The sequence below is a fragment of the Streptococcus parasanguinis genome (assembly GCF_001578955.1).
GTDB lineage: Bacteria > Bacillota > Bacilli > Lactobacillales > Streptococcaceae > Streptococcus > Streptococcus parasanguinis_U.
The window spans coordinates 252,971-266,381 of sequence record NZ_KQ969692.1; the positions used below are offsets into that span (position 1 = coordinate 252,971).

The 13,411-nt window shown below is 39.9% G+C and carries 11 protein-coding genes; 1 reads left to right on the forward strand and 10 read right to left on the reverse strand.

From position 1 onward, the window contains the following. Positions 1-38: 38 nt before the first annotated feature. Positions 39-2,834 (reverse strand): YhgE/Pip domain-containing protein, encoded by a 2,796-nt coding sequence (locus SPADD19_RS09350; protein WP_061455863.1) that lies wholly within the window; start codon positions 2,832-2,834, stop codon positions 39-41. A gap of 134 nt (positions 2,835-2,968) precedes the next feature. Between SPADD19_RS09350 and SPADD19_RS09355 the strand changes: the two genes are divergently transcribed. Further along, positions 2,969-3,502 (forward strand): TetR/AcrR family transcriptional regulator, encoded by a 534-nt coding sequence (locus SPADD19_RS09355; protein ID WP_003001962.1) that lies wholly within the window; start codon positions 2,969-2,971, stop codon positions 3,500-3,502. Between the two features lie 150 nt (positions 3,503-3,652). Here the strand turns inward: SPADD19_RS09355 and rpsD are convergent, their stop codons facing one another. From rpsD to mnmG, 9 genes are all read right to left on the reverse strand, one after another. Continuing rightward, complete coding sequence (rpsD, locus tag SPADD19_RS09360; protein WP_003002210.1) at positions 3,653-4,264, reverse strand: 30S ribosomal protein S4; 612 nt, start codon at positions 4,262-4,264, stop codon at positions 3,653-3,655. Positions 4,265-4,469: 205 nt separating this feature from the next. Next, entirely contained in the window at positions 4,470-5,198 is a 729-nt protein-coding gene (locus SPADD19_RS09365) for an ABC transporter ATP-binding protein (RefSeq protein WP_061455864.1), read from the reverse strand. Next, positions 5,191-6,186 (reverse strand): ABC transporter substrate-binding protein, encoded by a 996-nt coding sequence (locus SPADD19_RS09370; protein ID WP_061455865.1) that lies wholly within the window; start codon positions 6,184-6,186, stop codon positions 5,191-5,193. Before SPADD19_RS09370 ends, SPADD19_RS09365 begins: the two co-directional genes overlap by 8 nt. A gap of 57 nt (positions 6,187-6,243) precedes the next feature. Next, on the reverse strand, positions 6,244-7,002 hold the full coding sequence (locus tag SPADD19_RS09375) for an ABC transporter permease (RefSeq protein WP_061455866.1): 759 nt from the start codon (positions 7,000-7,002) through the stop codon (positions 6,244-6,246). A 210-nt stretch (positions 7,003-7,212) separates the two neighbouring features. After that, positions 7,213-7,485, reverse strand: a complete 273-nt coding sequence (locus tag SPADD19_RS09380; RefSeq protein ID WP_003009183.1) for a Veg family protein — start codon at positions 7,483-7,485, stop codon at positions 7,213-7,215. Between the two features lies 1 nt (position 7,486). Continuing rightward, the gene (gene dnaB, locus SPADD19_RS09385; RefSeq protein ID WP_014714093.1) at positions 7,487-8,845 is read right to left on the reverse strand and encodes a replicative DNA helicase; all 1,359 of its coding nucleotides are present in this window, start codon (positions 8,843-8,845) and stop codon (positions 7,487-7,489) included. Positions 8,846-8,870: 25 nt separating this feature from the next. Next, a complete protein-coding gene (gene rplI / locus SPADD19_RS09390) occupies positions 8,871-9,323 on the reverse strand; it encodes a 50S ribosomal protein L9 (RefSeq protein ID WP_003002156.1) in 453 nt (150 codons plus the stop codon). Beyond that, positions 9,320-11,296 carry a GGDEF domain-containing protein gene (locus SPADD19_RS09395; RefSeq protein ID WP_481906741.1) on the reverse strand — a complete coding sequence of 659 codons (1,977 nt, stop codon included), beginning with the start codon at positions 11,294-11,296 and terminating at the stop codon, positions 9,320-9,322. The genes rplI and SPADD19_RS09395 overlap by 4 nt, the downstream gene beginning before the upstream one ends. Before the next feature lie 198 nt (positions 11,297-11,494). Then, entirely contained in the window at positions 11,495-13,405 is a 1,911-nt protein-coding gene (mnmG, locus tag SPADD19_RS09400; RefSeq protein WP_061455868.1) for a tRNA uridine-5-carboxymethylaminomethyl(34) synthesis enzyme MnmG, read from the reverse strand. Positions 13,406-13,411 lie beyond the last annotated feature (6 nt).

Here is a 13,411-nt window from a genome sequence, read left to right on the forward strand (position 1 = left end):
AAAAACTCCCAACACATTCTGTTGGGAGTTCCCGAAGATTAGTCCTCTTCATATTTTTTTGGATTATAGAACCACATTCCTAGCCCTGCAAAAAGAACAATAGTCATCAGAAGGAAGGCCACTTGATTTCCAATTTCTCCTGTCATCGAAATCGTTTGACGAAGACCAGAAACGGTATAACTCATTGGCAAGAATGGATGAATGGCTTGGAAAAAGCCATTTGTCAAAGCAAGAGGATAAGTTCCTGCACTAGAAGCCAATTGCAAGAGCAAGAGGATCAAGGAAAGGAAAGCACCGATCTTTCTTTGCCATGTTGTCAAAGCAGTCACGATAGACATGAAGGCCACACTACCAATCACACAAAGGAAGAGAGTAGCCATCTCATGATTAGCTGATAAACCAATCAAGTGAACGGCACCATAGACCAAGACTCCTGCAATCACCGCAATCGTTCCGTTGACATCAAAGCGAGATTTAAACCATGCCCAGCGACTTTCAGGATGACGACCGGATGGCAATTTTGCAAAGATCATATTGGTTGACAAGGCACAAACAAAGAGTGCTACCGAGATCATATAAGGAGCCATTCCGACACCATTCACCGGGACATTGTCACGGTCTGTTTTAGACAAAGTGACAGGATCTGCTAATGTTTTAGCGTTTTCTTTTTCAGTTGTAGCCACATTCAATTGTCCCTTAGCATCGTTTAATCCTTGACTCAAGGTTTGGCTTCCTGTTGCTAATTCACCTAAACCATTTGTCAATGTTTGGCCACCTGCTGCTAATTTGCTGGACCCATCCGAGATTTGATTTGCACCGTCGGCTAGCTTATCAGCACCAGTCACCAATTGACCTGATTTTTCTGTCAACTGATTGACACCAGTGACAAGTTTGTTGACACCACCTGCCAACTCTGGAGTCTTGCTGTTTAATTGCCCTACACCTTCAGCTAATTTTCCAGCGCCGGCAACCAATTCACCCGACTTCCCTGTTAATTGGGTCGCGCCTGAAGCCAGTTGATTCATGCCTGATGTCAAGGCAGGCATCTTCCCATTTAACTCACCTAGACCAGAAGCCAATTGATTGCTTCCTGCAAGTAATTCTGATGATTTACTATCTAGTTGACCAACACCTGCTGCTAACTGACTAGCCCCATTTGTTAAAGTACTGCTATTGGTCTGAAGTTGGGTTGCTCCATTAGCGATTTTATCGACACCAGCTGTATAAGCGCCGATCCCTTGACTGATGGTTTGACTAGCTGGCAACAATTGTCCACTAACTGCGGATTGGATCTTAGACAAGCCACTTGACAAGTCTGTCAAGGTAGAAGAAGCTGTCGGTAAAACTTGATTGGCTGCCGTTTGCAGTTGTGTCAAGCTATTCCCTGTATTCAAACTACCTTGGATCGTTTGAATCGTAGTCAAGATTCCTTGAGCCGCCGTTTCACTCGAGCTTGGGCTCGATGAGATCGCCGCATTGATTTCCGCTTGTTGGTCAGCTGTCATTGCTTGATAGGCTGCTGTCCCTTGCACACTTGCAAGGGCATTTGCACGATCCGCTTGGGCTGAAGCAAGGATTGATTGAGCTGAATTCGCAATACTCGTCAATCCAGACGAAAGTTGACTGGTATCTACTGTAGCATTTTGAATCGCTGCATTTAATTGGTTTAAACCAGCTGCCAATTGATCAATCTGAGCAGATTGACTTGTAGAAGCTTGTAGCTGGCTTGATAATGTTTGAATACCTGATTCTAATTGTGAAACCCCATTTCGAAGGGTAGCAGATTGACTACTTAATTGACCCGCTCCTTCTGATAAAGTAGCGACTCCATTTGTATAGGTTGCTAAACCATTTGAAAAGTTAGATAGGCCTGAATTCAATTGACGCACGCCATTGGTATAATTCCCAAGACCATCATTGAGGGTCCCCATACCACTGGTTAATTGACCAACTCCTGAAGCCAACTGAGGGGTTTGACTCGCCATTTGATTGAGACCATTTCCTAATCGATCCACTCCGGTAGCGTAGGCCATCAAGCCTGTATTAAAAGTACCAAACCCATTATTTAATTGATTGACGCCAGATACCAAGTTTGGAAGTTGACCAGCCATTTGATTAAGACCATTTCCTAATTGACCCACACCATCTGTATAGGCTGCTAGACCTGTACGAAGAGTAGTCGCACCATCTGAAAATGCTAAGCTTGAACGAGCCAATGTATTCAAATTAGTAGATAGTGTTTGACCACCATCTTCCAATTTACTTGCACCATCTGCTAATTTAGCACTTCCATCTGCTGCTGTCCCCATACCAGTTTTAAGCGATCCCATTTTGGAAAATAAAGCTGTTGTATAAGTATTGGTCACTTTTTCAGCCACTGACTGCTTCATTTTTGTCATCGCAGTGTCGCTCATTTTCCCTGCGATAAAACTATGACCACTGGACGTTTGGTAATCAATGGTCATCTGTTCCGGATGATTGGTTAAAATGGAGCTAGCTTTTTTTGAAAGATCCTCAGGCAGGGTTACAATCATATAATAATCGCCATTTTTTAGACCATCTTTCGCAGCTTTCTCATCTACAAAATGAAAATCAAGTGAGTCATTGTCCTTCAAATTGGACACCATGTCTTTTCCAATTTCCATCTTTTGTCCATTATATGTAGCAGATTGATCCTTATTGACAACCGCTACAGGAAGATCCGAAACCTTTCCATATGGATCCCACATGGAAGATAGAAAAATAATATTATAAAGAGCTGGAATCAAAGCAACTCCAATCATGACAATGATAAATGTTGGCTTTTTAAGAATAGCCTTCCATTCTTTCATCATATTTTTTGTCTCCTTTTTATACACATTGTCTAAATTTCTGATATAATAGATTATACAGTTTCTAGAAATTTTCACAAGTAGGAAATCTTGTTTTTTAGACACTGTGTATAATTTTGTGCAAAAAGGATTAACAGATGACTGAGAGCAATAAACGATTAAAAACAAAAAGAAATATTGAGGAGGCGATGGTTCGACTACTCGAAAAGGAATCATTCGATCAAATCACAACAGTTGAGTTAGCACAAGAATCCGGTATTAGTCGCTCTAGCTTTTATACCCACTATCGAGACAAGTATGACATGATCGAGCGCTACCAACAAGCACTCTTTCACAAGCTTGAATATATCTTTGATAAACACCAAGACGACAAGCGCCAAGCGATTACAGAAGTGTTCGAATTCCTAACCAAGGAGCCACTCTTTGCGGTTCTTCTGACAGAGAATGGAACCAAGGAGATCCAAACCTTCTTACGACATAAATTACAGATTCTTCTGGTTGATAGTTTGCAAGAGCGCTATAGTCATAAATCATTAACAGATATTGAAAGAGTCTACAGTTCTGTCTATCTGACCAATGCCTTCTTCGGAGTCTGTCAAATGTGGGTTTCTCGCGGAAAAAAAGAAAGCCCTCAACAAATGGCTGAATTTTTAATGAAAATGTTACGGTAACAGTGCCTCCTGATCTAGATAGATCAGGATTTTTTTATTAGCAGGTTTAGGTTTTAAGAAAACAAAAAGGGGAGCAAAGCCAGAAATCAACCCTTTAAGACAAAACAAAAAGCCCACTGTTGTAGGCTTTTTGTAAGGTATATCTTAAAATTAAAGCATTTTGTTGTAGAATTCAACGACAAGTGCTTCGTTGATTTCTGGATTGATTTCATCGCGTTCTGGAAGGCGAGTCAATGAACCTTCAAGTTTGTCAGCATCGAATGATACGAATGCTGGACGTCCAACTGTAGCTTCAACAGCTTCAAGAATAGCTGGAACTTTAGCTGATTTTTCGCGAACTGAGATCACTTGACCTGGAGTTACGCGGTATGAAGGGATATCAACGCGTTTTCCGTCAACAAGGATGTGACCGTGGTTAACGAATTGACGAGCTTGACGACGAGTAGTCGCAAGTCCAAGACGGTAAACAACGTTATCCAAACGACGTTCCAAAAGAAGCATGAAGTTGAAACCGACAGTTCCTTCTTTAACTTTAGTAGCTTGTACGAACAAGTTACGGAATTGTTTTTCACCAAGTCCGTAAGAGAAACGAAGTTTTTGTTTCTCAGCTAATTGCAAACCGTATTCTGACAATTTTGAACGGTTGTTTGGTCCGTGTTGACCTGGTACGTAGTTACGACGTGCCAATTCTTTACCTGTACCTGTAAGTGACAAGCCAAGACGGCGAGATTGTTTCCAAGATGGTCCTGTATAACGTGACATTTGAAATGTCCTCCTATAAAAATAATTTTTGTAGGAAATAACGTTTTAGACAAACCTGATTCGTTCAGAAAGCCTTCGCCCAAACAGCAAAGGTTACTTTTCTAGCTGACTTCCTGTTGACGAGCTTCATTTTGTCCTGCTGTCATTTCGCACAAATTCTATTCTATCACGGAATAGAAACTTTGTAAAGTCCTTCAAAACAATTTCAATGAAATTCAGACAATAATTCTATGATTCGTTTTTTATATTGCAATTGTTGCCAGTCTCTATCCGTTGGATCCCATTTTAAAGGAAGATCTGCAATAATTTCACTGGGATTATGATTTAAGATATAGACCCGGTCACTCAATGTCAAAGCTTCTTCGATACTATGAGTAATCACCAGAGTGGTGAGACCAAGACGTTCCTTACTGTCTAGATACCAGTGATAAAGATCCTGCCTTGTCAATTCATCTAAGGCACTAAAAGCTTCATCTAATAGGAAGACAGAATGACCCAGAAGGTAGGTTCTTAATAGCGCCACCCGTTGCCGCATCCCCCCACTCAGAGCATTGGGATAAAGGTTGGCTATACTTCCCAATTTAAATTCATCTAACAATTTTAGAGCTGTAGATGTTGCCTCTTCCTTAGGAATCTTTTTTAATTGAAGGGGAAGAATAATATTTCCCAATACTGTCTTATGTTCTAACAAAAGATCCTTTTGTAGCATATAGCTGACTTTTCCAAAGGAGATCGGGGCATCATCTACTTCTATAGCGCCCTTTTGTAAGGGAAGGATCCCAGCAATTAAATTAAACAAGGTTGATTTTCCTACCCCACTCGGACCCAGAATAGAGACAATTTCTCCTTTTTGCACTTCTAGTGATACATTGTTTAAAACTGCTTTATCTCCAAAAGAGAAACTTACATCTTTTACGGTTAAAATATCAGTCACCTACCAATTCATTTGTGAAACCTTTGTCTTCTAAGTCATTTGAAACCAATCCTTGCTCTTTTGCCCAAGCATAAAAAGCATTCCAACGCTTGGAGTCAAACTGCCCCCATTTATCCTTGTCTGAAGCATATTGACTGGAAAGATATTTTTGAGAAGCTAGTACAAAATCACGCTGGTTAGCCAAAGCGGGGGCCTGTTTAATCAAGATATCTGCTGCTTCTTCTGGATGCTCTATAGCATATTGGTAGCCTTTTTTCACCGCTTGAATGAATTTTTTTGCTTCCTCTTTATGAGATTTCAAATAGTCATTGTTAGCAATAATTACAGGTGAATAGTAGTCAAATGCAGGAACAAAATCTTTCATATAGAAGAAATTGGTTTTCATTCCCTTTTGCTCAGCCAAAATTCCATCCCAACCGTGATAAATCCAAGCAGCATCAAAGACCTTATTTTCAATCGGAGTAATGGAATTTGAATCACTATTTGGAACCAATTTTACTTGATTAAAATCAGCCCCCTCTTTTTTCATCATCGATTTGATCATTTCCAACTCAATCGGATCGTTCCAGGTGCCATACCGCTTACCAACCAAATCTTTTGGACTTGTGATCGCTGCATCTTTTCTTGAAATAATTCCTGACGTATTGTGTTCGACGATAGCTGCAACAGCGGTAATCCCCGCACCTTTATCCAATTTCTTGGCCATAGAATCTTGGAAATAAATCCCAAATGGAGCTTTCCCATTGATAATCAAATCAGAACTACTGTCTTCCGGCGGAAGTTTTATATCTACATCCAGTCCTGCATATTTAAAATACCCTTTTTCCTTTGCTACATAGAGACCCGTATGATTAGTATTCGGGGTCCAATCTAGAATAAAATCAATCTTTTTCAAACCACTTGACGATTGCTTGACAGAATTTTGACAAGCACTCAAGAAAACAAATCCCAATATTATTGAGAAAAATAAACCTATTGACTTTTTCATTAGCTATACCTCTTTTACATTTTTGTCAATTTAATTTTTACACCATTTACAAGTTTGTCAATCCTTTCTCCATTTTAGAATGTTTTTTTCTAATTGGTCAACGAGAAACATACCGAGTAAACTAATAGCAGAAATCAATACAATGATCGCAAACATCGTATCATACTGAAATAACTTCTTCGACTGGATCATATAGACCCCCAATCCATCAAAACCTCCTAACCATTCTGAAACTACCGTACTGATAAAAGCATAGGAAACGCTCACACGTAAACCTGCGAAAAAATAAGGAAGCGCTGCAGGAATTTTATAATGGACTAAAGTCTGAAAGCGATTGGCTTGCATAATCTGAAACAATCTCAGAATATCTTGATCGCAATGCCGAAAACCATCTAACAGACTGACTACGATGGGAAATACCACCGTAATAATGATCAAAACTAGTTTTGGAAGCATACCATAACCAAACCAAAGAACCAGGATAGGGGCCAAGGCAATCGTCGGAATGGTTTGAATAACAACCATAAAAGGATAGACCAGATCATTCACCCATTGAAAACTATCCATGAGAATCGCAAAACCTGCAGCAAGAAGAACACCTATAACAAGTCCGATCAAGGCCACTTGAAGAGTAGACAAACTGTGATGAATCAGGAGAGCTCGATCTCGTACAAATGCACTCCCAATTTCAAGTGGCGTTGGTAATACAAATTTGGGGAGGATATTTAAAAATCCTGCTAACTGCCATAAGACAAGAAGGCTACTAAAACCTGCAAATCCTATCAATTGTTTTGAATATCTTTTTACAAGAGACATCGTAACCTCCTTTCTCACGAATAAAAAACGCCTCCAAAATAGGAGACGGATTGCACAAGGTCACTCATAACGAAAAATACATTTCATTTGTTTCCTACGCTGGCATTACCCAGATCAGGTGCGGTCGAAGCTTACACTTCCTCTCAGACTGTACACAGACTCCCATATGTATTTATTATAATAACTGATTTAGACGATAAAAGCAAGAAATTAATCCAAATAACGAATTAAATTCTTCTCTGTTAAAATATCTGAATAGGTGTAAGACTCCACGTATGTATTGGCCGGTTCACCTGGTAAGCTATTGTCGTTCGTATACTCGATAATAAATAAAGAAGGATAGACCTCAATTAAGCGTCCAAATTTATTTTTTTGACGTTTCCGTCCATTTTCAAGTGTCATTTCAACCACTTGTCCTTCATGGGCCTTGATTTCTTCCTTAATTTTTTTCATTTTTGCAACATCTGTAAATGCATCACTCATCTTATTGATCCTCTCTCTTTGAAATACTTGAGAATTTATTGTATTCCTTTTGGAATATTAATTCGACTGTCCCACGCGCACCTGAACGGTTTTTCTCGATAATCACTTCAACCGTATTATTAGGCATTCCATCTTCTTCCTCTTCACCAGCTCTATCATAATAATCATCACGGTACAAGAAAGCAACAATATCCGCATCCTGCTCAATCGATCCAGATTCACGAATATCAGAAAGAACAGGACGTTTGTCTTGGCGCTGTTCAACACCACGTGATAGCTGACTCAAAGCAATAACGGGAACTTTTAGTTCCTTCGCCAAAATTTTTAACTGACGAGAAATTTCTGAAACTTCCTGTTGACGGTTTTCTCTTCCAGTCCCTGTAATCAGCTGCAGGTAGTCAATCAGAATAAGACCGAGATTGCCTGTTTCCTGCGCCAATTTTCTTGCTCTCGAACGAATCTCAGTGATCCGAATTCCTGGAGTATCATCGATGTAAATACTCGCATTGGCCAAATTCCCTTGAGCAATGGCATATTTTCGCCACTCTTCATCCGTCAATTGACCTGTACGAATCGAATGGGATTCAATCAAGCCTTCAGCTGCTAACATCCGGTCAACCAAACTTTCAGCACCCATTTCTAATGAGAAAATAGCCACTGTCTTATCCAACTTTGTCCCGATATTTTGAGCAATATTTAGAGCAAAGGCTGTTTTCCCTACTGCAGGACGAGCCGCTAAAATAATCAACTCTTCCTCATGTAGCCCTGTCGTCATATGGTCCAAATCGCGATAGCCTGTCGCAATACCCGTAATATCAGAGGTTTGAAGCGAGCGGGCTTCTAAACTACCAAAATTTATATTCAAGATGTCTCGAATATTTTTAAATCCACTACGATTTGCGTTTTCACTAACATCAATCAGAGCTTTTTCAGCACCCGCAATGATTTCATCTGAAGGACTTGCGCCATCATAAGCTTGATTAATACTTTCCGTTAACCGAGAGATCAATCGACGTAAGACAGCTTTTTCGGCAACAATCTTCGCGTAATACTCCGCGTTAGCTGAAGTTGGTACCGAATTAATGACTTCTACCAAATAGGAGAGACCGCCAATATTTTGGAGATCCCCCTGACTATCTAAAATATTTCGAACAGTCGTCGCATCAATCGCATCCCCACGGTCAGCTAGATCGATCATGGCTTTAAAAATCAAACGGTGCGAGTACTTAAAGAAATCGCCAGGCTCGATATATTCACGAACAAAGACCAATTTCCCCTCATCAATAAAGATGGCTCCCAACACTGATTGCTCCGCTTGGATATCTTGAGGTTGTGTTCGTAATTCCTCTATCTCAGCCATAAAAAAACCTTTCTATCGATCGTGTTTACCCTTCGTTTACACGAATATTAATCACACCTGTAACATCTTGATAAATTTTTACAGGGACGTCAATCAAACCTGTTGAACGAATTGGAGAGGAAACTTGGATATGACGTTTATCAATTTTAATGCCAAATTGTTTCTCAAGCTCTTCTGCAATCTTTTTATTGGTAATAGAGCCGAAAGTACGGCCATCTGGCCCAATTTTTTCAGTGAATTGAACAACAGTTGCTTCTTCTTCTAATTTTGCTTTAATCTTTTGTGCTTCTGCTAACAATTCAGCATGCGCTTTTTCTTCTGACTTTTGCTTTCCACGAAGTTCACCGATTGCTTGGGCATTGGCTTCTTTCGCAAGATTTTTCTTGATCAAAAAGTTTTGTGCATAACCAGTAGGCACTTCTTTAATTTCGCCTTTTTTACCTTTACCTTTTACATCCGCTAAGAAAATAACTTTCATTCTACATTCTCCTTTTCAATAATTACTTCGTTTTCAATAGTCTCAATCAGTTGTTGACGAATACTCATCAAATCTTGACCCTCAATTTGAGAGGCCGCCGAATTGAAATGACCTCCTCCACCAAGCTGTTCCATGATACGCTGTACATTGACTTTGCTTCGACTTCGTGCAGAAATCGAGATGGTCCCACTTTGGTTGCAAGCAATGACAAAGGTTGCTTCCACTTCAGACATGGCCAACATACTATCAGCTGCCTTACTAATAGTTACTGAATCATAGGCTTTAGTCGTGTTGGCACAAGCTACGATGATATGTGGCAAAATCTTTTCACCTGTTAAGATCAGCTCGTTCACTTCGCGGTACTCGTCAAACTGAATTGCAGAAATCTCTTGAATGGCTACGCTATCACTCCCTCTCGAGCGAAGATAGCTTGCCACATCAAAGGTCCGACTCGTAACACGTGCAGAGAAGTTCTTAGTATCCAGCATGATCCCAGCCATCAAGACACTTGCTTGAATTTTCGTTAACCGATTTTTCTTCGATTTCTGGAACTGAATGAGTTCACTAACCAATTCACTCGCACTACTTGCACCACTCTCGATATAAGTGATCAGAACATTTTCAGGAAAATCATCATCACGACGGTGATGGTCAATAACTATAATCTGTTGAAATTCCTTATAGAATTCTTTAGATAGGGTCAATGCTGTTTTAGCATGGTCCACCATAATCAGCAAGGAGCGATCCGTTACCATTTGCAAAGCTTCCTCTACAGTAAGGAGTTTTGTAACCTGCTCATCCTCTAGTTTTGCAATCGCTCTTGAAATATCACTAGCCATTGCATGCGGGTCATAGACCACATAAGAGGAAGCCAAAATATTGCTTGAGAAAAACTGCATTCCCACAGACGCTCCTAAAGCATCCATATCCAAGTTTCTATGTCCAACAATGAAGACTTGATCAACGGATTTAATCTTATCCGAAATAGCTGTCATCATAGCGCGTGTACGAGTCCGAGTCCGCTTCACAGCCGAAGCAGTTCCCCCACCAAAGAAAATTGGGTTTTTCTGTTCATCATTTTCCTTGACAACCGCTTGATCCCCACCACGAACTTCCGCAAGGTTTAGGTTCAAGAGAGCCACTTTACCAATTTCATCATGCTCTCCATCACCGTACGAGAATCCCATACTTAAGGTAATAGGTAGCTCACGATTTTTAGCTTCTTCACGGAATTGATCGATGACTGAAAATTTTGATTCCATCAACTGTTCTAAGACCGTGTAGTCAGTAAACAAATAGAAACGATCCATCCCCACGCGTCTGTAAAACATATGGTAATGAGCTGTAAACTCTTCTACAAAGTTGGCAATAAAACTATTGATATTGCTAATATCAGAGTCTGAAATGACATCCTCTAGATCATCATAGTTATCAACAGAAATAATACCGATAACGGGACGAGTTGTCACCAATCCCACAGTTGCTTCATACTCACTGGAAACATCAAAAAAGTAAACAACACTAGACGTCTGATCAAAGTAAACGGAATATTTCTTATCGGCTACAGTGACATAATGACCTTTATCCTCAAACAGAGTGTTGAGTAACTTTTTCAATGATTCAACATCAAAGTCCCCATCATCTGTTGAAAAAATCAATTCAGCATAAGGGTTGAACCACTCTACTTCATTTGATTCTTCATTAATTTTGATAACTCCAACAGGCATTTTATCAAGGAGGGATGCTAATCCGCTTTCTGCCTGATGGTTAACATATTGTATTTGTTCTAATTCATCTAACTCTGAAATTTGTAACTGGTATTCAAATAAAGCAATCAATCCAGCTAAGACTAAAAAAATTGCAATGAGAGTTACATAGCCTTTGCCAAAGATTCTTAAAAAAATTGCTAAAATTGCAAATGAAATAAAACCAATTAAAACATAATGGATGAACGATAAACGAAATTTTTTCATCATAAACCTCTTCTCGGAATTATACCATAAATAGAGGTAAAAAGCGAGGTTTCTCTCTATATTACAGAGAAGATTGACCCGTAAAAAGCTCTCTCTATGCTTCACTACTTTGTAAACATCGTTTACAGATGTGTAAATAGCAACAAAAGATTTCAATCCATAAAATTGAGGCTGAAACATCATCTCAGCCCCATTTTATTAGTGGTTTGCTTTGTTTTTGGAGATGCTCCGAGATTTACCTTCTAAGTAAACCATTAAAATAGAGATATCCGCTGGATTGACACCTGAGATACGACTTGCTTGACCAATCGTTTCTGGATTAATTAATTTAAATTTTTGACGCGCTTCGGTTGCAATAGAGTCAATATCATCCCAGTCAATATTCGCAGGGATTCGTTTTTCTTCCATACGCTTCATTTTTTCGACTTGGTCCATTGCTTTAGAAATATAACCTTCGTATTTAATTTCAGTTTCAATCAATTCAATGATTTTATCATCCAGTTCTTCAGCTGCAGGACCGATAAATTCTACCACATCTTGGTAAGAGACTTCTGGTCGTCTCAAGAATTCTTTAGCAGTGACAGCATCTGTCAATGGTTTAAAGCCCATTGCAGCGACCTTCTCATTGGTTTCCTTTACAGGCTTTAACTTAATGCTATCCAAACGCTTCATCTCGTTTTCAAACTGATACTTCTTGGTTTCGAAACGTTGCCAACGTTCATCATCTACCAATCCAATTGCTCGTCCCATTTCTGTCAAGCGCATATCTGCATTATCATGACGCAAAATCAAACGGTATTCTGCACGACTTGTTAACAAACGATACGGTTCGATCGTTCCCTTTGTTACCAAGTCATCGATCATGACCCCAATATAACCATCACTGCGTTTCAAAATGAGTTCCGGTTTTCCTTGAATTTTTAGAGCCGCATTGATCCCTGCAATAATCCCTTGACCAGCGGCCTCCTCATAGCCAGACGTTCCATTGGTTTGGCCAGCTGTAAAGAGACCTGAAATTTTCTTGGTTTCTAAAGTTGCGCGCAATTGATGAGGCAAAACCATATCATACTCAATCGCATAACCCGTTCGCATCATTTCTGCCTTCTCAAGTCCCTTAATAGAATGGACGAGATCCCGCTGAACATCCTCTGGTAAACTCGTTGACAGCCCTTGAACATAGACTTCTTCTGTATTTCGTCCCTCAGGTTCTAAGAATAGTTGATGACGCTCTTTGTCAGCAAAACGGACAATTTTATCCTCAATGGACGGACAATAGCGAGGGCCCACTCCCTTTACAACCCCTGTAAACATAGGTGCCCGGTGTAAATTATTCTGGATAATTTCATGGCTATGCCCATTCGTATAAGTCAACCAACAAGGAACCTGATCCTTTACATAATCTTCATCACGCGATGTATAAGAAAAATGATTTGGAGCTTCATCTCCAGGTTGAATTTCCGTTTCGTCATAATTAATTGACGATGCCTTTACACGAGGTGGTGTTCCTGTTTTGAAACGTCCAATTTCTAATCCTAATTGTTTGAGATTATCGGCCAAATTGATAGAAGCTAGACTATGATTAGGTCCTGACGAATACTTGAGATCTCCAATGATAATTTCTCCGCGTAAAGCTGTCCCAGTAGTGACAATAACAGCCTTTGCCCCATACTCTTGGTGAGTCGCAGTCCTTACACCAACAACCTTACCATTCTCCACCAAAATCTCATCAATCATAGTTTGGCGAAGAGTTAAATTTTCTTGGTTTTCAACCGTTTTCCGCATTTCTTTTGAGTAAAGTTCTTTGTCTGCTTGAGCCCGAAGTGCACGAACAGCAGGACCTTTACCAGTATTAAGCATTTTCATTTGGATGTAGGTCTTGTCGATATTCTTCGCCATTTCTCCACCGAGGGCATCGACTTCACGCACGACAATTCCTTTAGCAGAACCACCAATAGAGGGATTACAAGGCATAAAAGCCAGCATTTCAATGTTAATAGTCGCAAGTAAGACCTTACAACCCATACGGCTAGCAGCTAGAGAGGCTTCTACTCCCGCATGCCCCGCACCGATTACAATGATATCGTATTCTTCAATAAAATTATAAGTCATTTTTTC

Excerpts from the sequence above, each read along its gene's own strand:
- rpsD (WP_003002210.1), bottom strand. The coding sequence starts at position 4,264 with ATGTCACGTTATACAGGACCATCTTGGAAACAATCTCGCCGTCTTGGC.
- rplI (WP_003002156.1), bottom strand. The coding sequence starts at position 9,323 with ATGAAAGTTATTTTCTTAGCGGATGTAAAAGGTAAAGGTAAAAAAGGC.
- SPADD19_RS09355 (WP_003001962.1), top strand. The coding sequence starts at position 2,969 with ATGACTGAGAGCAATAAACGATTAAAAACAAAAAGAAATATTGAGGAG.
- SPADD19_RS09375 (WP_061455866.1), bottom strand. The coding sequence starts at position 7,002 with ATGTCTCTTGTAAAAAGATATTCAAAACAATTGATAGGATTTGCAGGT.
- SPADD19_RS09395 (WP_481906741.1), bottom strand. The coding sequence starts at position 11,296 with ATGAAAAAATTTCGTTTATCGTTCATCCATTATGTTTTAATTGGTTTT.
- SPADD19_RS09350 (WP_061455863.1), bottom strand. The coding sequence starts at position 2,834 with ATGATGAAAGAATGGAAGGCTATTCTTAAAAAGCCAACATTTATCATT.
- SPADD19_RS09380 (WP_003009183.1), bottom strand. The coding sequence starts at position 7,485 with ATGAGTGATGCATTTACAGATGTTGCAAAAATGAAAAAAATTAAGGAA.
- dnaB (WP_014714093.1), bottom strand. The coding sequence starts at position 8,845 with ATGGCTGAGATAGAGGAATTACGAACACAACCTCAAGATATCCAAGCG.
- SPADD19_RS09370 (WP_061455865.1), bottom strand. The coding sequence starts at position 6,186 with ATGAAAAAGTCAATAGGTTTATTTTTCTCAATAATATTGGGATTTGTT.
- mnmG (WP_061455868.1), bottom strand. The coding sequence starts at position 13,405 with ATGACTTATAATTTTATTGAAGAATACGATATCATTGTAATCGGTGCG.